Annotated in this window: 15 protein-coding genes and 2 pseudogenes; 11 read left to right on the top strand and 6 right to left on the bottom strand. The window is 64.0% G+C overall.

Annotated elements, in window-relative coordinates; genetic code table 11:
* Nucleotides 1-23: 23 nt before the first annotated feature.
* The 3 genes from AC07R0_RS13095 to AC07R0_RS13105 form a co-directional block, all read right to left on the bottom strand.
* Nucleotides 24-1,409 (bottom strand): aminopeptidase P N-terminal domain-containing protein, encoded by a 1,386-nt coding sequence (locus AC07R0_RS13095; RefSeq protein ID WP_495105129.1) that lies wholly within the window; start codon nucleotides 1,407-1,409, stop codon nucleotides 24-26.
* An 11-nt stretch (nucleotides 1,410-1,420) separates the two neighbouring features.
* Nucleotides 1,421-2,125: an N-acetylmuramate alpha-1-phosphate uridylyltransferase MurU gene (gene murU / locus AC07R0_RS13100; protein WP_495105130.1), complete on the bottom strand. Its 705-nt coding sequence runs from the start codon at nucleotides 2,123-2,125 to the stop codon at nucleotides 1,421-1,423.
* Between the two features lie 96 nt (nucleotides 2,126-2,221).
* A complete protein-coding gene (locus tag AC07R0_RS13105) occupies nucleotides 2,222-2,596 on the bottom strand; it encodes a tautomerase family protein (protein ID WP_310374998.1) in 375 nt (124 codons plus the stop codon).
* Between the two features lie 244 nt (nucleotides 2,597-2,840).
* Here AC07R0_RS13105 and tkt point away from each other — a divergent pair, with 244 nt between their 5' ends.
* The 3 genes from tkt (at nucleotide 2,841) to AC07R0_RS13120 (ending at nucleotide 6,988) form a co-directional block, all read left to right on the top strand.
* Complete coding sequence (gene tkt / locus AC07R0_RS13110) at nucleotides 2,841-4,844, top strand: transketolase (protein ID WP_495105145.1); 2,004 nt, start codon at nucleotides 2,841-2,843, stop codon at nucleotides 4,842-4,844.
* Nucleotides 4,845-4,913: 69 nt separating this feature from the next.
* Nucleotides 4,914-5,912, top strand: a complete 999-nt coding sequence (gene gap, locus AC07R0_RS13115; RefSeq protein WP_116607738.1) for a type I glyceraldehyde-3-phosphate dehydrogenase — start codon at nucleotides 4,914-4,916, stop codon at nucleotides 5,910-5,912.
* Between the two features lie 113 nt (nucleotides 5,913-6,025).
* Nucleotides 6,026-6,988: a hypothetical protein gene (locus tag AC07R0_RS13120; RefSeq protein WP_495105131.1), complete on the top strand. Its 963-nt coding sequence runs from the start codon at nucleotides 6,026-6,028 to the stop codon at nucleotides 6,986-6,988.
* Between the two features lie 116 nt (nucleotides 6,989-7,104).
* Here the strand turns inward: AC07R0_RS13120 and AC07R0_RS13125 are convergent, their stop codons facing one another.
* Complete coding sequence (locus AC07R0_RS13125) at nucleotides 7,105-8,637, bottom strand: amino acid permease (RefSeq protein WP_495105132.1); 1,533 nt, start codon at nucleotides 8,635-8,637, stop codon at nucleotides 7,105-7,107.
* A gap of 41 nt (nucleotides 8,638-8,678) precedes the next feature.
* Nucleotides 8,679-9,446 (bottom strand): SDR family NAD(P)-dependent oxidoreductase, encoded by a 768-nt coding sequence (locus tag AC07R0_RS13130; RefSeq protein ID WP_495075542.1) that lies wholly within the window; start codon nucleotides 9,444-9,446, stop codon nucleotides 8,679-8,681.
* Between the two features lie 123 nt (nucleotides 9,447-9,569).
* On the opposite strand from AC07R0_RS13130, the gene AC07R0_RS13135 reads away from it, so the two are divergent.
* The 8 genes and pseudogenes from AC07R0_RS13135 to AC07R0_RS13170 all read left to right on the top strand — a co-directional run bounded on the left by AC07R0_RS13135 (nucleotide 9,570) and on the right by AC07R0_RS13170 (nucleotide 18,396).
* Nucleotides 9,570-10,559 (top strand): helix-turn-helix domain-containing protein, encoded by a 990-nt coding sequence (locus tag AC07R0_RS13135; protein WP_495105133.1) that lies wholly within the window; start codon nucleotides 9,570-9,572, stop codon nucleotides 10,557-10,559.
* Nucleotides 10,560-10,659: 100 nt separating this feature from the next.
* A pseudogene (locus tag AC07R0_RS13140) lies at nucleotides 10,660-10,764 on the top strand (Lrp/AsnC family transcriptional regulator); the annotation flags it as partial.
* Between the two features lie 116 nt (nucleotides 10,765-10,880).
* Nucleotides 10,881-11,759 (top strand): EamA family transporter RarD, encoded by an 879-nt coding sequence (gene rarD, locus AC07R0_RS13145; RefSeq protein WP_495075540.1) that lies wholly within the window; start codon nucleotides 10,881-10,883, stop codon nucleotides 11,757-11,759.
* A gap of 162 nt (nucleotides 11,760-11,921) precedes the next feature.
* The gene (locus AC07R0_RS13150; protein WP_495105134.1) at nucleotides 11,922-12,884 is read left to right on the top strand and encodes a TerC family protein; all 963 of its coding nucleotides are present in this window, start codon (nucleotides 11,922-11,924) and stop codon (nucleotides 12,882-12,884) included.
* On the top strand, nucleotides 12,884-13,462 hold the full coding sequence (locus AC07R0_RS13155; RefSeq protein ID WP_495105135.1) for a DUF2062 domain-containing protein: 579 nt from the start codon (nucleotides 12,884-12,886) through the stop codon (nucleotides 13,460-13,462). Before AC07R0_RS13150 ends, AC07R0_RS13155 begins: the two co-directional genes overlap by 1 nt.
* 388 nt (nucleotides 13,463-13,850) lie before the next feature.
* Entirely contained in the window at nucleotides 13,851-15,047 is a 1,197-nt protein-coding gene (locus AC07R0_RS13160; RefSeq protein WP_495105136.1) for an efflux RND transporter periplasmic adaptor subunit, read from the top strand.
* A 2-nt stretch (nucleotides 15,048-15,049) separates the two neighbouring features.
* The gene (locus AC07R0_RS13165; protein WP_495105137.1) at nucleotides 15,050-17,008 is read left to right on the top strand and encodes a MacB family efflux pump subunit; all 1,959 of its coding nucleotides are present in this window, start codon (nucleotides 15,050-15,052) and stop codon (nucleotides 17,006-17,008) included.
* Nucleotides 17,005-18,396: an efflux transporter outer membrane subunit gene (locus tag AC07R0_RS13170; RefSeq protein ID WP_495105138.1), complete on the top strand. Its 1,392-nt coding sequence runs from the start codon at nucleotides 17,005-17,007 to the stop codon at nucleotides 18,394-18,396. Before AC07R0_RS13165 ends, AC07R0_RS13170 begins: the two co-directional genes overlap by 4 nt.
* A gap of 301 nt (nucleotides 18,397-18,697) precedes the next feature.
* Here AC07R0_RS13170 and AC07R0_RS13175 read toward each other — a convergent pair.
* Nucleotides 18,698-19,064, bottom strand: a pseudogene (locus tag AC07R0_RS13175) (bestrophin family protein); the annotation flags it as partial.
* Between the last annotated feature and the right edge of the window lie 154 nt (nucleotides 19,065-19,218).

A 19,218-nucleotide genomic window follows, 5' to 3' on the forward strand; every position in this document is an offset into this window, starting at 1 on the left:
TAGCGTAGAGCCGTAAAAGCTGCTTAATCCCGCATCAGAGCCTCGATCGCGTCCGGATCCACCGGCACGCCGCGGCTGATCAGTTCGCAGCCGGTGGCCGTGACGATGGCATCGTCTTCGATGCGGATGCCGATGTTGTGGAAGGCCTCGGGTACGCCCGGGCCGGGGCGCACATAGATGCCGGGCTCGATGGTCAGCGCCATGCCGGGTTGCAGGATGCGACTCGGCCGGTTGGTGATGGTCTCGCCGCTCAGCGGGTCCTTGCGCTGGCTGCTGGCGCCGACTTCCGACGCCTCCACATAGCTGCCGCAGTCGTGTACGTCCATGCCGATCCAGTGGCCGGTGCGGTGCATGTAGTAGGCAAAGTAGGCGCGGCTGGCGATCACGTCGTCCACGGTGCCAACCTTGTTCTTGTCCAGCAAGCCTACGTCCAGCATGCCCTGGGCCAGCACTTTCACCGTGGCGTCGTGTGGGTCGGTGAAGCGGGCGCCGGGCTTGGTGGCGGCGACAGCTGCATCCTGGCTGGCCAGCACCAGCTCGTACAGCGTGCGCTGCGGGCCGCTGAACTTGCCGTTGGCCGGGAAGGTGCGGGTGATGTCGCTGGCATAGCCGTCCAGCTCGCAACCCGCGTCGATCAGCACCAGCTCACCGTCGCGCACCGGGGCCTTGTCGGCGCGGTAGTGCAGCACGCAGGCATTCGCGCCCGCAGCGACGATGGAGCCGTAGGCCGGGTACTGCGAGCCCTGGCGGCGGAACTCGTGCAGCAGTTCGGCGTCCAGGTGGTACTCAAATACGTCCTGGCCGGCGCGCAGCATGCGGGCAGACAGCTGCATGGCGCGGATATGGGCGCCGGCGCTGATCTGTGCGGCGCGGCGCATGGTGTCCTGCTCGCTGGCGTCCTTGAACATACGCATCTCGTCCAGCACGCTGCACAGGTCGCGCTGGGTATCCGGGCACAGGGCGCCGTAGCGGACCCGCGCGCGCACCTTGTTCAGCCAGCCATCGACACGGCCTTCCAGCCCCTTGTGGGTGGCGAACGGCGTCCACACAGCGCTGCGGTTTTCCAGCAGGCGCGGCAGCTGGGTGTCCAGGTCTGCTACAGAATATGCAGCATCTACCGCAAGCACTGCGGGCGCTGCATCCGGTCCGAGCCGGAAACCGTCCCAGATTTCGCGCTCCAGATCTTTTGGTGCGCAGAACAGGGTGGACTGGCCTTCGCCGGTCACCACCAGCCAGGCATTCGGCTCGGTGAAGCCGCTCAGGTAGTAGAAATAGCTGTCGGCACGGTACAGAAAGTCGCTGTCGCGGTTGCGCTGCTGCTCGGGCGCGGTGGGGACGATGGCGATGCCGCCGGGACCGATTTCACGGGCCAGTTGGGCGCGGCGTTGGGCGTAGATGTGGGTGCTCATGGTGTGTCGCTTCAGTGGAGTTCGGCCAGTTGTTCGGGGGTGCCCACGTTGTGCCAGGGGCCGTCAAAACGGGATGCGGTGATGCGCTGCTTGCGTATCGCGTCAAACAGCAGCGGGCCCAGCGCGGCCTTGCTGCCCAGGGGCACGGCGCGGCACAGTTCGGCGCGCACCAGGGCCAAGCTGCTATAGGTCCAGCGATGGCCGTCGGGGCCAGGGCCGTCCAGCGCCAGACCGTTGTCGGCAATGCCGAAGTCGCCGCGCGGGTGGTAGGGTGGGTTCGGCACCATCCACAGCTGGGCCAGGGCGCTGCTGCGGGCGAAGTCATTGGCGGCGCTGGCCTCATAGCGGAAGCTTGGCGCATAAATATCGCCGGCCACCACCCAGAAAGCATCTCCCAGCTGCGGCAACGCCTTGCGGATGCCACCGGCGGTTTCCAGTGCTCCGCCGTGGTCGCGGCCTTCCATGGAATAGCTGATCTGCAGGCCCCAGCGCGAGCCATCGCCCAGCGCGGCGGGGATCTGCTCTTCCAGCCAGGCGGTGTTGATGACGACGGAGCGCACACCAGCTGCCGCCAGCGCTTCCAGGTGCCAGACGATCAGCGGTTTGCCTTGTACGGGCAACAGCGGCTTGGGCGTGTGGTCGGTCAGCGGGCGCATGCGCTCGCCGCGGCCTGCGGCGAGCACGATGGCATGGGTAATCAGGGGGTGGGCGGGCATGGTGTGGATTATCGGGCGGGTCATGCTACGGCTGCATTTGCTATTGAATAAATAGCTGCTGCCGCAGATGGTTATTGCGCTAGCGGCCTAAAAGGCTTAAACCTTGGGTGTGGTGTCTGAGGCCGGTACACCCAGCACGCCCCAGCTTTCCTTGGGTGGCTCGGTCAGCACCACCAACACGTCCAGTGGCGCAATGCCGAGTGTGCCCAAGCGCTGCACGATGCCCTGGTACAGCGTGCGCTTGGCATCGATGCTGCGGCCGGGGAACATCATCACCTCGACCAGGGTGTAGTTTTCGGTCTTGCCGGGGGCCACCCAGAAGTGCTCGGGGCGGTGCTCGATGTAGCGCACCTGGCGGTCGTCTTCCGGCACTTTCAGGGCTTCGCGCATGGACAGGTAGACCGCCTCCATCAGCGCGGCAACTTCGGCAGCAGGACGGCTGCGGCGGACTTCAATTTTGGCAAGCGGCATGGCGGTTACGGGTGTGTGGGCGAGGGGTTGTCTATTGTGCTGTCTTTGCCGTACCCGCTCCGGGTTACCAGGGCAGCACAAGGCGCAAGGTGTCAGCCCCGTAAAATAACGGGCTTACCAGAATATCCACCCCGAACTTTCTCCGGAGCTGACCTCGATGGCCGACACCCCCCTGAACGAAAACACCCCCGAAGTGGCGGTTCTTCCTGCTGCGGCTCCGGCTGCTGCAAAGCCCACCACCGCCATGGCCAACGCCATCCGCGCGCTGGCCATGGACGCGGTGCAACAGGCCAACTCCGGCCACCCCGGTGCGCCCATGGGCATGGCCGACATGGCTGTCGCCCTGTGGGACGAGCACCTGCAGCACAACCCCAAGAACCCGAACTGGCTGAACCGCGACCGCTTCATCCTGTCCAACGGCCACGGCTCCATGCTGCTGTACGCGCTGCTGCACCTGACCGGCTACAAGCTGCCGATAGCTGAGCTGAAGAACTTCCGCCAGCTGCACAGCAAGACCCCAGGCCACCCCGAATTCGGCTACACGCCTGGCGTGGAAACCACCACCGGCCCGCTGGGCCAAGGCATCACCAATGCCGTCGGCTTTGCCCTGGCGGAGAAGCTGCTGGCGCAAGAGTTCAACCGCGAAGGCCATGCCATCGTCGACCACCACACCTACGCCTTCCTGGGCGACGGTTGCCTGATGGAAGGCATCAGCCACGAAGCCGCCGCTCTGGCCGGCGCCTGGAAGCTGAACAAGCTGGTCGCCCTGTACGACGACAACGGCATCTCCATCGACGGCCAGGTCGCGCCCTGGTTCATCGACAACAGCGCCCTGCGTTTTGTGGCCTACGGCTGGAACGTGCTGGGCCCGATCGACGGCCACGACACCGCCGCCGTATCGCAAGCCATCGCCGATGCCAAGAAGTCGGCCGACAAGCCCACGCTGATCATCTGCAAGACCCACATCGGCAAGGGCAGCCCGAACCGTGCCAACACCTCCAAGGCCCACGGCGAACCGCTGGGCGCCGAGGAAATCAAGCTGACCCGCGAAGTGCTGAACTGGCCTTACGCCCCGTTCACCATTCCCAAGGACATCGCTGCCGCCTGGGACGCCAAGAGCGCCGGAGCCGCCCGCGAAGCCGCCTGGAACACCCAGTTCGCTGCCTACAAGGCCGCCTTCCCCGCCGAAGCCAAGGAACTGCTGCGCCGCATGAAGGGCGATCTGCCGAAGAACTTTGCCCAGACTGCTGTGGACACCGTCATCGGCGCCCACACCAAGGGCGAAACCGTGGCCTCCCGCAAGGCATCGCAGCTGGCGCTGGAAGCCTTCACCGCGGCCCTGCCTGAACTGCTGGGCGGTTCGGCCGACCTGACTGGTTCCAACCTGACCAACACCAAGTCCACGCCGAATCTGCGTTTCGACAGCCACACCGGCGTCGGCAACGGTGGCCGCCACATCAACTACGGCGTGCGCGAATTCGGCATGGCCGCCATCATGAACGGCGTGGCGCTGCACGGCGGCTTCATTCCCTACGGCGGCACCTTCCTGACCTTCAGCGACTACAGCCGCAATGCCATCCGCATGGCTGCGCTGATGAAGCTGCGCGTGGTCCACGTGTTCACCCACGACTCCATCGGTCTGGGCGAAGACGGCCCGACGCACCAGTCGGTCGAGCACGCCGCCAGCCTGCGTTTGATCCCGAACCTGGACGTCTGGCGTCCGGGCGACACGGCCGAAACCGCCGTGGCCTGGGCCGTGGCGCTGGAAAACAAGAACCGTCCTTCGGCCCTGCTGCTGAGCCGCCAGAACATCGCTTACGCCGCCAAGGCGGATCTGGGCGAGATCAGCCGCGGTGCCTATGTGCTGTCCGAACCCGCAGCCGTTGGTATTAAGAAGAAGGGCCAGGCCGTCATCATCGCCACCGGCTCCGAAGTGCAACTGGCAATCGCTGCCCAGGCCCTGCTTGCTACTAAAGGCATAGCTGTCCGCGTAGTCTCTATGCCCAGCAACACGGTATTTGACCGCCAATCCGAAGCCTACAAAACCGAAGTGCTGCCGGCCAATCTGCCCCGCATCGCTGTCGAAATGGGTGTCACCGACGGCTGGTGGAAATACGGCTGCGCAGCCGTGGTCGGCCTGGACACCTACGGCGAATCGGCCCCCGCACCGGTGCTGTTCAAGCACTTCGGCTTCACCTCCGAGAACGTGGCGATGACGGTCGAAAAAGTCCTGCGTAAGAAGAAGTAAACGGCGTAGGCCTGGTGCACACCAGGCCTACCATCGCTGGGTTGAGATTTAACTACTGGAGATAAGACAATGGCAATCAAGATCGGTATCAACGGTTTCGGCCGTATCGGGCGCATGGTGTTCCGTGCCGCCATCCAAAACTTTGACGACGTGGAAATCGTCGGCATCAACGACCTGCTGGAGCCCGACTACCTGGCGTACATGCTGCAGTACGACAGCGTGCACGGCCGCTTCAAGGGTGAAGTCTCGGTGGACAACGGCGTGCTGATCGTCAACGGCAAGAAGATCCGCCTGACGCAAGAGCGAGACCCCGCGAACCTGAAGTGGGCCGAAGTCGGTGCCGACATCGTGGTTGAATCCACCGGCCTGTTCCTGACCAAGGAAACCGCACAAAAGCACATCGACGCAGGTGCCAAGAAGGTCATCCTGTCCGCTCCTTCCAAAGACGACACCCCCATGTTCGTGTTTGGCGTGAACGACAAGAGCTACGCTGGCCAGGCCATCATCTCCAACGCGTCCTGCACCACCAACTGCCTGGCCCCCCTGGCCAAGGTGATCAATGACAAGTTCGGCATCAAGCGCGGCCTGATGACCACCGTGCACGCTGCCACCGCCACGCAAAAGACTGTGGACGGCCCGTCGAACAAAGACTGGCGCGGCGGCCGCGGTATTCTGGAAAACATCATTCCTTCCAGCACGGGCGCTGCCAAGGCCGTGGGCGTGGTGATTCCTGAGCTGAACAAGAAGCTGACCGGCATGGCCTTCCGCGTGCCGACCAGCGATGTGTCGGTGGTGGACTTGACGGTCGAGCTGAACACCTCGGCCACCATCGCCGAGATCAATGCCGAACTGAAGGCTCAATCCGAAGGCGCGCTGAAGGGCATTCTGGGTTACACCGAAGACAAGGTCGTTGCGACCGACTTCCGTGGTGACAGCCGTACCTCGATCTACGACGCTGAAGCCTCCATCGCCCTGGACGGCACCTTCGTCAAGCTGGTCAGCTGGTACGACAACGAATGGGGTTACTCCAACAAAGTGTTGGAAATGGCCCGCGTCGTGGCCAAGTAATCGGCCTCACAGCCCCCAAGAAAAACGCGCCCTCGGGCGCGTTTTTTACATCCGGCCGCAACGTTTGGTGCCGAGAATAAAACCACGTGGACATACAAAACAAGGGAGATGGCATGTTGAATACGCAATGGTGCGCGGGCCTTTTGCTTGCGCTGGCAGCTCTGCTCACCGGGTGTGCGGGCACGGTGCAGCGGGAAGGCGGCAAGACCGCAGCCCCGGGCAGCATGCTGGGGCTGAGCTACAACCGCGTGGAACTGGCGCTGACGGAAGATGCCCGCAAGCTGCAGGCCGACAACCCGCAATTCAGCACCAAGGAGTTGGGCCGGTATATAGAAACCCGCCTGGACGCCAACAACCTGCTGCGCAGCGACGCGCCTTACAGAATCAATATCACCATCGAGGACTTCCGGGTGCGCTCGGCCGTATCGGCGGTGCTGCTGGGCATCCTGGCAGGCACCGACTCCATGAGTGGGCGGGTGCAGATCGTGGATGCCGCCGGACGCCAGCTGCACGCATTCAAGGTCAATGCCTCCTACGGTTTAGGCGGCTGGGGCGGCGGGCAAGACAGCATGCGCATGAACTGGATGTACGAAAAGTTTGCCGAGCTCACGCTGAACGAGCTCACGGGCAATACCAAAACGGCGGACCTGGACAAATCGACGGTACGTGCTCAACAAAGCCTGGTGATCGCGGCCAAACCCGCGGCATCGGGCACTGCTGCTGCCCCCGCGACCAAGATGACGGGCATTGCCTACCTGGGGAGTGGCTTCGCCAACATCGACGACGTAGACGCCATTCCCTACATTGACGACAAGGCGCGTGAACAGTACCGGGAGTGGTTGAAGAAGTCTGCACCGCGCGCCTTTGCGCTGTCCATGTCCGGCAAATATGCCTGGGCCAATGGCATGCGCTCCGTTGACGGCGGCCCACTGCAAGACCCGGCTGAGCGGGTGATGGCGAACTGCAACCGCATTAGTACCGAACCCTGCCACCTGTATGCCATCAATGGCGTCGTCGTCTGGAAAAAAGAAGACGATGCAGCAGCCAAACCCTTGGCGGCAAGCACTGCGCCCTGAGCCTAAGAGCCCCCAATAAAAACGCGCCCCAGGGCGCGTTTTTCATGTACATCATTTTGGCTGCTAGCGCAGTGAATACCTGCGTTAGAAGCTACTTTTAATATAGCAAAATAGCCTCAACTCTCCTGCGTGGCGAACTCGGCTTCGATCTCGCCCATGTGCGACTGGCGCTCGGCAATGCGTTTGCCGATGGGGGGGCCGGCGAAGTGCTTGCGCACGCCGAAGACGAACCAGATCAGCAGCAGCGCGACCAACAAGGCCACGGTCACATAGGCCACCTTTTCGTTCGGCGGTTGCATGCCCACATAGGCCAGCACCAGTGCACCCACGGTGCCTAGCAGGGCGAAGGGTTTGGACCAGGCGCCCAGGTTGAACGGGCCTTTTTTGGTCCAGGTCTTACCCTCGGCGAACACGCCAGCGGCGATAGGCATGGCGTAAGAGATGAACAGGAACACGGCGCTGCCGGCACTCAGCACGGTAAAGGCGTCGCCATACAGCGTGATCGAAATCGCCAGCACGGCGGTGACCCAGATGGCAGTGCCGGGCGTGCGCTGCACATGGTGCACCTGCTTAAGCCAGCGCGAGCCGGGCAAGCCGCCGTCGCGGGCGAAGGCGTACATCATGCGCGAGCAGGAGGTGACGGCAGCCAAGCCGCAGACGAAGTTGATGAAGAACATCAGCACCTCGATGGTGACACGCAGCGCGGTGGGGATAGGCGCCAGGATGGCCTCGAAGAAGCCGGTACCCATCTTCATGCCCGCCGTCAGGTCGGGCATGACCAGCACGAAGCTGCACACCATCACATAGCCAAACAGCACCGACCAGAGCACCGAGCTGATGATGCCCTTGGGCACGTTCTTGGCGGCGTCGCGGGTCTCTTCGGCGGTATGGGCTGAGGCGTCAAAACCGGTGATGGTGTAGGCCGTCAGCAGCAGACCGGACAAGAAGGCCATCACCAGCGTTTGCTGTGGCCAGGCGCTGCCATCCGTACCGGTGAGGTTGGTGAAGGTGTACAGGCGGCTGAAGTCCAGCTTGCCCGGCGCATAGGCGATCAACGACACCACCAGCACCACCGTGACCACAAAGATCAGGTAGCCCGACAGGTCGGTGATGCGGCTAGCCAGCTTGATGAAGCGGTGGTTCAGCAGCGCCTGCAGGCCGGTGATGACGCTCAAAAAGATCGTCTGGTGCACCCAGCCCAGCGACTCGGGTGCTACGCCAAACATCGGCGCAATCAGCGTCTTGAAGAACGGGTCGTAGGTGCCGAAGTTGATCGCCGCCACCACGAACACCAGGCCCAGCAAATTGAACCAGGCGGTGATCCAGCCCCAGGCCTTGCCACCCAGGATGGAGCCCCAGTGGTACAGGCCGCCCGCGGTGGGGTAGGCCGAGGCGATCTGCGCCATAGACGCGGCCACCACCATGGCGAACAGGCCGCCCAACGGCCAGCCCAAGCCAATGGACGCGCCACCAGCGGCCGACAGGCCCATCTGGAAGGACGTGATGCCGCCCGACAAGATGCAGATCAGCGAGAACGACACAGCGAAGTTGGAGAAGCGCCCCATGCGGCGCGACAGCTCTTGGGCATAGCCCATTTCATGCAGGAGTTTGACGTCCGCATCCATGGCGGGAGGAGAGATGGCACTCATAAACAGACCTTTCGGTAAGGGTGTGAAAGTTCAAACAAACATCAAGCTGCGGTGAAGCAGTTGTCGACGAACAGGTGCGCGCCGTTGACGAAGCTCGCGTCGTCGCTGGCCAGAAACAGCGCGGCCTTGGCCACCTCTTCGGGCTGGCACAGGCGGCCTTGCTGGACCGACAAGGCCTCGACCGAGGCGTCGAAGCCGTGCGCGGCCAGGGCCTTGATCTCGCGCTGGCCGTGCGGCGTGTCGATGAAGCCGGGGCAGACCGCGTTGCAGCGTATGCCGCGGTCGCGGTACTCCACCGCTACTGCGCGCGCCAGCATCGCGCAAGCGCCCTTGGTCATGCAGTACAGCACCTCCAGCGGCGTGGCCGCCACCGACGAGATGGACGCGGTGCAAACGATGCTGCCCTTACCGGCGGCCAGCATCTGCGGCAGCACGGCGCGGGTCACCATGAACATGCTCTTCACATTGATATCCATCAAGCGGTCGTAGTCTTCGTCCGTGGTGTCCAGAAACGGCTTCACGGTGATGGTGCCGGCATGGTTGAACAGCACGGAGATGGTGCCGAAGCGGGCGCTGGCTGCCGCCACGGCGATCTCCACCTGGTCGCGCCGCGACACGTCGGCGGCGAAGAATGCGGCCTCGCCGCCCGCAGCGATGATCTCGGCCACCACCGCTTCACCGGCGGCTACGTTGATGTCGACCACCGCCACGCGCGCGCCTTCTGCCGCGAACAACTTGGATGCCGCACCGCCCGCGCCGGTAGCGCCACCGGAAATAAGGGCCGTCTTGCCCGCCAATCTGCCTGCCATGGAATAACTCCTTTAAGTCGAATGAAATGCTGGTTCGCCCCAGTCTAAAAATTCCGTGGCGATGGCACTATCCCGAATTGGCAAAAGACTTGCTTAATCTTTTAGGCCACTTCTTTCGCACCCATGCACCCCGCTGCCACCCCGCACTTCCAGGTTTTCCGCTGCCGCGACACCGACGAGCAGGCGGCGGTGCTGCACGGCTGGAACCAGTCCTACTGCCAGCTGTCGCCCGGCGCCTTCGACGGCAGCGTGACCGCCATAGACACCGGGGCGGTGCACATCGTGGTCGAACACCTGAACCGTGCTGTGCTGCAACGTGGTGCACTGTCGCCCGGCTGCGTGGCCATCGGCGTGCCTTTGCAGCTAGAAGGGCATTCGCTGCTGTGCGGCCAGCGCAGCCATCTCAACGGCCTGCATGTGTTCTCGGGGGCCGACGGCTTCGAGTTCCGCTCGCCCGAAAAGCATGTGGTGGTGGATATCGAGTTCTATCCACAGCGTTTTGCCAACCCGGCGCTGCGCGAGGCCCTGGCCCGCATCGCCGGCAAGCTGGGTGTGCGGGCCACCGTGCTGGACATGCCCGGCGAACGCATGGACGCGCTGCGCCAGCTGCTACGCGCCATGCTGGACGCGGTGGGCAAAGACCCGGATTTACTGGACAACCCCCAGGTCTGCGAAGCCTTCGAAAAATCCCTGGTCTACAGTCTGCTGGATCTGCTGGAGGCCGAGCCGCTAAGGGAATCGGCCACTCCGCCCAGCGCCAACCGCAACTGGCGCCTGGCCCAGGCAGCGCGCTCGCACATAGAGCAATCGGCCCGTGACTGCCCGCTGTCGGTGGCCGAGCTGGTGGCCCTGCTGGGTGTCAGCCGGCGCTGCCTGCAATACGCCTTCCAGGATGCGCTGGGCCTGAATCCGGCGTCCTACCTGCGCGCCGAGCGGTTGAACCGCGTGCGCCAGATCATGGGCGAAGCCGATTCAGTGACCGAGGCGGCCACGCGCTTTGGCTTCTGGCATTTCGGCCACTTTGCCAACGACTACCGCGCACTGTTTGGCGAGCGGCCATCAGACACCTTCCGGCGCCGGCACGGGCAGGCGGTGCCAACCCGGTTGAGCTAAGACCCCAGGCTTGATCTGCTGGAGCTGATACGGAGGTGGGCCGACGCTCAAACAGCAGGCCGATGGCCCATCTGAAACCCCGATGCAACTCGACAAGAAGGACCTGCAGCGCGTGGTGGATGCGCTGGCGGTACATGGTGCGGTGACCACGTCCCTGGTGCTGTCCAGCCCGGTGCGCAAGTTCGTCACCATCCAATCTGTGTAAGAAGCAAGCCCCCAGCGCAGATAAATACTGCGCAGGTAGCTACAATTTATGTAGTGGTCTGCGGGCCAGTCATTTTGGGTAACCACGCTACCCACCGTCTTTTACCCCCCTTCGCCATGCATCCCGGAATCCTTTACGCCACCCTGGCTTACGCGGCCTGGGGCCTGTTCCCGCTGTACTTCCACCACCTGAACCAGGTGCCAGCGCTGGAGATGGTGCTGCACCGCACGCTGTGGTCGCTGGTGTTTGTGCTGCTGCTGCTGGGCGTGCTCAAGCGCTGGTCCTGGATGCGCGCGCTGCGCGGCCAACCCAAGGTGCTGGGAGCATTTACGCTGTCGGCGCTGCTGCTGTCGGGCAACTGGCTGGTCTATGTCTGGGCGGTGCAGCACCAGCACATCGTGGACGCCAGCCTGGGCTACTTCATCCTGCCGCTGGTCAGCGTGGCGCTGGGCTTTGTGTTTCTGGGTGAACGGCCCCGGCCCGGCCAGTGGCTGGCGGTGGCGGTGGCCGCCGGCGGCGTGCTGTGGCTGACGGTACAGACCGGGCACCTGCCCTGGATCTCGCTGGTGCTGGCGCTGACCTTTGGCTTCTACGGCCTGCTGCGCAAGGTGGCTCACCTGGGCGCGCTGGAAGGCCTGGCGCTGGAGACCATGCTGCTGGCGCCGATCGCTGCCGTCATGCTGGGCTGGGCAACCTGGCAAGGCCAGGGCGTGCTGGCGCAGGGCGACAGTGCCACCATCGCCTTGCTGGTGTTTGCCGGGCCCATGACGGCCGTGCCTCTGCTGCTGTTTGCCGCTGGTGCGCGCCTGATCCCCATGTCCACCATGGGCATCCTGCAATACATCTCACCCAGCCTGCAGTTCGCCACCGGCGTGTGGCTGTTCCACGAGCCCTTCGAGTTATCGCGCCTGGCGGGCTTTGGCATGATCTGGGCCGCGCTGGTGGTGTATAGCCTGGAAGGCTGGTGGACCAGCCGGCGCACCGTAGCCGCATAAGCGGGGCAATCCACCGCGCGGTGCCGGCCGTACATTTCGTAATTTCCGAAGATACGCTATGGTTTAAGCATGTTTTCTCGGAAGTAGCCTACCCCTAGACTTACGCCCTGGCGCCCGGCAGATCTGCACGGGGTCTGGCATACGAAGAAAGGAAGCAGCGGCATGGAAACAATCGGAACCTGGTGGATGTGGGTCGGCTTTGCCGTCTTTGTGGTGGTGGCCATTGGCATCGACCTATGGGTAATGGAGCGCCAGGGCGCGCACCAGGTCACCATGAAAGAAGCCGCCGGCTGGAGTGTGCTGTGGTTCTCGCTGGCCTTTGTGTTCGTGGGCCTGCTGTGGACCTACCTGGACTACAGCCAGAGCCGCACGGTGGCCAATACCGTGTCCATGCAGTTCATTACCGGCTACCTGGTGGAAAAGAGCCTGTCGGTGGACAACATCTTTGTGTTCCTGATGATCTTCAGCTACTTCGGCGTGCCAGCCCAGTACCAGAAGCGCGCGCTGATCACCGGCATCATCGGCGCCATCGTGCTGCGCGCCATCCTGATTTTGGCCGGCGCCTGGCTGCTGGCCACCTTCCACTGGCTGCTGTATGTGTTCGGCGCCTTCCTGGTGTTCACCGGCACCAAGATGTGGCTGGCCGCCGGCAAGGAGCCGGACATTGCACAAAACCCGGTGCTGCGCTTTCTGCGCGGCCGCATGAAGATCAGCAACGAGTTTAACGGCGAGAAGCTGTCCACCCAGGTCAACGGCGTCAAGTACTACACGCCGCTGTTCGTGGTGCTGGTGCTGATCGGCACCACCGACGTGATTTTTGCGGTGGACAGCATCCCCGCCATCTTCGCCATCACCAGCGACCCGTTCATCGTGCTGACCGCCAACATCTTCGCCATTCTGGGCCTGCGCGCGCTGTACTTTCTGCTGGCCGACCTGGCGGACCGCTTCCACCTGCTGGCCTATGGCCTGGCCCTGGTGCTGGTCTTCATCGGCGGCAAGATGCTACTGATCGACCTGGTGAAGATCCCGATCGGCTACGCCCTGCTGGTGACGGCGCTGCTGATTGCCGCGTCCATCGTGGCCTCGCTCATCACCTCGCGCAAACCCGGCCCGCCGGCGCACTGATGGCCAGTTACGCGCACACCTTGCGCCATTGGCTGCGTGGCCTGGAGCCCCGGGTGCTGGCCCATCTGCACGGGCCGCTGCTGCAGCGCATGCGGCCCTGGCTGGACCGGCGCGAGGTGTTCAACTTCAACCGCCGCCCGTTGACCCTGGGCGTGGCCATAGGCATGTTCTGCGGGCTGATCCCCGGCCCGCTGCAGGTGCCCGCCACCTTTGCCGCTTGCGCCTGGCTGCGCGGCAATGCGATTGCCGGTGCGCTGGCCACCTGCTACACCAACCCGCTGACCATCGTGCCGCTGTACCTGCTGGCCTTTCAGATCGGCCAGTGGGTGCTGCCCGGCACGCAAACCCTGCCGCCACTGCCCAGCATGGGCGATGGCGCCGCCGACTGGATGCAGGGCCTGCTGGGCTGGGTGCAGGCCATGGGCTGGCCGCTGCTGGTGGGTCTGCCGCTGCTGGGCGCCGCCTTGGCGCTTACGGCCTACGGGGCCATGCAGGCACTGTGGCTGAGCCCGGCCATCAAGCGCGCCTGGCAGCAGGCCCGACGCAGGCACAAGGCGTCACACGCAAAAACCGCATAGCCGGCCGAGTCGCCCGATGGCAAGGCCTTGTTCATCAACATCCAACACCCGGATAAAAACACCGCCAACATCGGCGACCCCAGCCAGTACAAGGGCCACTGGCCCAGCCAAGGTGATGATCACCAAAAACGATGGTGGTGTGATCGGTTTGCAAACGCATAAGTTATCAAAAATCAGTACTTTTTTGATAGCTGCCAGCGCAGGTTATACCTGCGCTAGTGGGTTATTTTCTTGTATGAATTTTTCGCAAAAACCATAGCGCAGTAGCAAGCTCAAGCGCGCCGGGGCAAACCTCCGGCCTTTGCTTTACAAAGGCTTTGCCGGGGCTTGGCAGGCATGTGACGGGGCTTATGTAAAGTAAGCCGCTGCTACCACACACCCTCACTCCATGCCCAAGTCCCGACTTCTGCGCTACGCGCTGGCCGCCATTTTTCTGCTGGTGCTGGCCGTCGCCGCCAAACTGGTCTTCTTCCCCAGCGCCAAAAAGCCCGACTACGTGACCGCCACCGCCGGCCTGGCCGACATCGAGCAGGCGGTGCTGGCCTCGGGCACGCTGCAGGCCTTCAAGCAGGTCAGCGTGGGTGCGCAGGCATCCGGCCAGATCAAGTCGCTGAAAGTAGCCCTGGGTGACGTGGTCAAAAAAGGCCAGCTGGTGGCCGAGATCGACTCGCTGACCCAGCAAAACAGCCTGCGCACCGCCCAGGCCGCGCTGGCCAATGTGCAGGCCCAGCTGCTCTACAAACAGGCCACGCAGAAGCAGGCCGAGCTGGCCTTCCAGCGCGCCCAAACCCTGCTGGCGGCCGACGCGGGCTCGCGTGCCGACTTTGAAACCGCCGATGCTGCGCTGCACACCGCCCGCGCCGATGTGAGCGCGCAGCAGGCGCAAATCACCCAGGCGCAGATCGCCGTCAACACCGCCCAACTGAACCTGGGCTACACCCAGATCCTGGCGCCCATGGACGGCGTGGTGGTCGCCCTGGTGGCACTCGAAGGGCAGACCGTCAACGCCAACCAGAGCACGCCCACCATCATCAAGCTGGCGCGGCTGGACACCATCACCGTGAAGGCGCAAATCTCAGAGGCCGACGTGGTGCGCGTCAAGCCCGGGCAGAAGGTCTACTTCACCATCCTCGGCGCACCCGACAAGCGCTACAGCACCACCTTGCGCACAGTGGAGCCCGCGCCCGACTCCATCCTGACCGACACCACCACCAGCAGCAGCACCTCGACCACCACCAGCGCCACCGCCATCTACTACAACGGCCTGCTGGACGTGCCCAACCCCGACGGCCAGCTGCGCATCTCCATGACGGCCCAGGTCAACATCGTGCTGGACGAGGCCAAGCAGGTGCTCAGCATCCCTTCGGCCGCGCTGGGTGAGCGCGACAAGCAGGGCCGCACCATGGTGCGCGTGCTGGGCCCGGATGGCCAGGCCACACCGCGCGCCGTGAAGATCGGATTGAACAACAACATCCACGCGCAGATTCTGGAAGGCCTGAAGACCGGCGACCAGGTGGTGGTCAGCGAAGCCGCCGCCGGCAGCGGCAGTGGCGCTCCCCGCATGCGCCCCCCCATGGGCATGTAGGCATGGCCAACAACCCATCCAGCCCGCTGCTGGAGCTCACCGCCTTGCGGCGCGAGTTCCCCGCGGGCGAAGACACCATCACCGTCCTGAAGGACCTGAACCTGCAAATCCACGCGGGTGAAATGATCGCCATCGTGGGTGCGTCCGGATCGGGCAAATCCACCTTGATGAACATCCTGGGCTGCCTAGACCGGCCCACCACCGGCTCGTACCGGGTGGCTGGGCGCGAGACCGGCCAGCTGGAGCCCGACGCGCTGGCCGAGCTGCGGCGCGAACACTTTGGCTTCATCTTCCAGCGCTACCACCTGCTGGGCGACCTGAACGCACTGGGCAATGTGGAAGTGCCCGCCGTCTATGCCGGCAAGGACAGCACCGCCCGCCATGACCGCGCCGCCGCCCTGCTGACGCGCCTGGGCATGGCCGACCGCATGCGCCACAAGCCCGGCCAACTGTCCGGCGGGCAGCAGCAGCGCGTGAGCATTGCGCGCGCGCTGATGAACGGCGGCAGCGTGATCCTGGCCGACGAGCCCACCGGCGCGCTGGACAGCCACAGCGGCGCCGAGGTGATGAAGATCCTGCAAGAGCTGCACGCCGAGGGCCACACCATCATCCTGGTGACCCACGATATGCAGGTGGCCGAACACGCCCAGCGCATCATCGAGATCAGCGACGGCGAGATCATTGCCGACCGCCAGGTGCGGCCCGCCACGGTGGCGCCCGTGCTGGCCGCGCCCCCCGCGGGCGGCGCAGGCTGGGGTGCGGTGTGGGGCCGCTTCACCGAAGCCTTCCGCATGGCCGTGCTGGCGCTGCGCTCGCACCCGCTGCGCAGCTTTCTAACCATGCTGGGCATCATCATCGGCATCGCCTCGGTGGTGTCGGTGGTGGCGCTGGGCGAGGGCTCGCGCCAGCAGGTGCTGAAGAACATCAGCTCCATCGGCACCAACACGATTGAAATCTTTTCCGGCGCCGGCTTTGGCGACCAGCGTGCGGCGCGCGTGCGCACCCTGGTGCCGGGCGACGCCGACGCGCTGGCCCAGCAGGTCTACGCCGACAGCGTGACACCCACCGCCTCCAGCTCGGCCACGCTGCGCTTTGGCAACGTGGCCGTGACCGGCAACATCAACGGCGTGGGCGAGCAGTACTTCCGCGTCAAGGGTGTGCAGCTGGCGCAGGGCCGCTTCTTCAACCCCGCCAGCATTACCAACCTGGCACAAGAGGTGGTGATAGACGACAACACCCGCAAACAGCTGTTCCCCACCGACCCCAACCCGGTGGGCCAAGTGGTGCTGCTGGGCAGCGTGCCCTTCCAGGTGGTCGGTGTGGCGAAGAAGGCCGAGTCCGGCTTTGGCAATGCCGAGGCGCTGAACGTCTACATCCCCTACACCGCCGCCATGCGCCGGGTGCTGGGCCAGAGCTATCTGCGCTCCATCACCGTGCGGGTCAGCGACGATGTCTCCACCAAGGCCGCCGAGGCCGGCATCAACAGCCTGCTCAAAAAACGCCACGGCGTGGTGGACTTCTATGTGCTGAACACCGACACCATCCGCCAGACCATTGAAAGCACCACCCAGGTACTGACCCTGCTGGTGTCGGCCATCGCCCTCATCTCGCTGGTAGTGGGTGGCATCGGTGTGATGAACATCATGCTGGTGTCGGTCACTGAGCGCACCGGTGAGATCGGCGTGCGCATGGCCGTGGGCGCGCGGCAGAGCGACATCCGCCAGCAGTTCCTGATCGAAGCCGTGCTGGTCTGCCTGGTGGGCGGCGTGCTGGGCATAGGCCTGTCACTGGCCATAGGTTGGGGCTTCAGCCTGGCCGGCACCAGCTTCCAGATGGTCTATTCCACGGCCTCCATGGTGGCGGCGTTTGTGTGCTCCACCCTCATCGGCATCGTGTTCGGCTTCTTGCCGGCCAGCAACGCCTCTCAGCTCAACCCCGTCGAAGCACTGACCCGCGAATGAAAACCCGTCCCTTCCCTCTGGCCGTCCCTCCCGCGTTGCTGTGCGCCCTGCTGCTGGCCGGCTGCGCTACCCAGCAGGCCGCCTACACACCCCCGGCCACCACGGTTGCCAGCAAATGGCAATATGGGCAGTACGCCGATGCCAGCCAGGCCGTCAGCAACGACGCCTGGTGGAAAGCCTTCAACGACCCGGTGCTGGACCAACTGGTCGCCCAGGCCCTGGCGCGCAACAACAACCTGGCCGCCGCCACCATCAAGCTGCGCGAAGCCCAGTTGCAGGCCGGCCTGGCAGAAAACCGCCCCGTCTTCAGCGGCAGCCTTAGCACCACGGCCACGCGCACGCTGGATACACCGCAGCAGGTCACCCATAGCAGCGGCACCAGCCTGGGCGTCAGCTACGAGCTGGACCTGTGGAACAAGCTGGGCAGCCAGCGCGACGTGGCCCTGTGGGAAGCCCGCGCCACCGAGCAAGACCGCGCCAGCACTGCGCTGACCCTGGTGGCCACCACCGCCCAGCTGTACTGGCAACTGGGCTACGCCCAGCAGCGCCTGGCCGCCAATCTGCAAAGCATTGCCAATGCCCAGAAAACCCTGGCCCTGGTGCAAGCCCAGGCCAGCGCGGGCGCCACCAGCGGGCTGGAGCTGGCCGAGGCCCGGCAAAGCCTGCTGAACCTGCAGGCCACCCACACCACGCTGCAGCAAAACGTGGTCACCGCCAACACCGCCCTGGCCCTGCTGTTCGACGCCGCGCCGGTACCCGCCTCGCTGCAAACCCTGCAAGCCCTACCCAACAGCCCGCTGCCCGAGGTGGCCGCCGGCCTGCCTGCCGAGCTGCTGGCGCGCCGCCCCGACCTGCGCGCCGCCGAGCTGCGCCTGCGCGAAGCCCATGTGCAGATCGACGCCACCCGCGCCAGCTACTACCCGGCGCTGACACTCACCGGCGCGCTGGGTACCTCCAGCGCTTCGCTGGCGAACATCCTGCAAAACCCGTTTGGCAGCTTGGGCGCAGCGCTGAGCCTACCGTTCCTGAACCAGCAGACTATGGACCTGAACATCCAGGTCGCCCAGGCCCAGCGCGACCAGGCCGTGGTCAACTTCCGCCAGACGCTGTACACCGCCCTGGGCGATGTGGACAACGCCCTGTCCGCCCGCCAGCAGTACCGCCAGCAAGCGGTATTGCTGCAACAGGCGCTGGACGCCGCCGCCCAGGCCGAGCGCCTGTACGAAGTCCGCTACCGCGCAGGCTCCGTCGCCCTGCGCCCCTGGCTGGACGCGCAAGACAGCCGCCGCACGGCCGAGATCGCCGTGGCCGAAAACCGTTTGAACCAGTATGTGAACCATGCCACGCTGGTGCTGGCGCTGGGGGGCAGCGCGGGGGCAGTTCAATAGCATTTGCTATTTAAAACATAGCTGTCACCGCACGGTTTATCTGCGCCAGCACGCTAAAAACCTTAAAACTTGGAGAGATAACCATGCGGTCCACCGGACCCAGCACTTTCTCAAAATCCTATCAATCTTGAGAAGATAACCCCAATCTCATCTCTATTGATTCGATCTTGATAAGGTAACCATGGTCGCAAAACAGCTTGCCTCTCTGATCCAGACCTATCTAGCAGACCGTGCCCAGCTGCAGGCGCCGCTGGACACGCGTATGCGCGTAGGCAATGCAGCGGTACACCATCCGCACCTACACATAGTCTAGGCCGTTGCTGGCCAGCGCCGGTTGCGGATAAATCAGTAAGGTATTGCACTACCGCGCCAGGTTGCGGCTACGCAGCAAAATCTCGCCCCACTAGCTTGCGGCCTTTCCAGTAGCGGTCGTAGGCCGCCGTATTGCGAAAGCCCAAAAAGATCGCAATCGGCAGGCCGATCAGCGTGAAGGGAATGGTGGTCAGGGTGATCTTGTGGGTGAACAGATCACCATGGGTGAGCGTCACCACGATAGCGATTACGGTGTTGACCAGCAGCGAAGGCAGGATGCGCGGCAGCACCGAGCCACGCAGCAACAGGAAGCCTTGCAAAAAAGAGAGGCAAGTATGAGCCGATAAGAAAACCAGTAAAGAATTTGGCTACCGTGAGAACAAGAAGAATGACTGGAAAAAGAAAGGCATGCTTCCAACTGACAACAGTGCGGCTAAGAACCTGTTCAAAATCTTTTGAGCAGCAGAGCCAGGAATGCTAAATGAATGAACTGCAAGGTGGTGTTCAAAA

The organism is Rhodoferax sp. GW821-FHT07F03 (assembly GCF_059418745.1).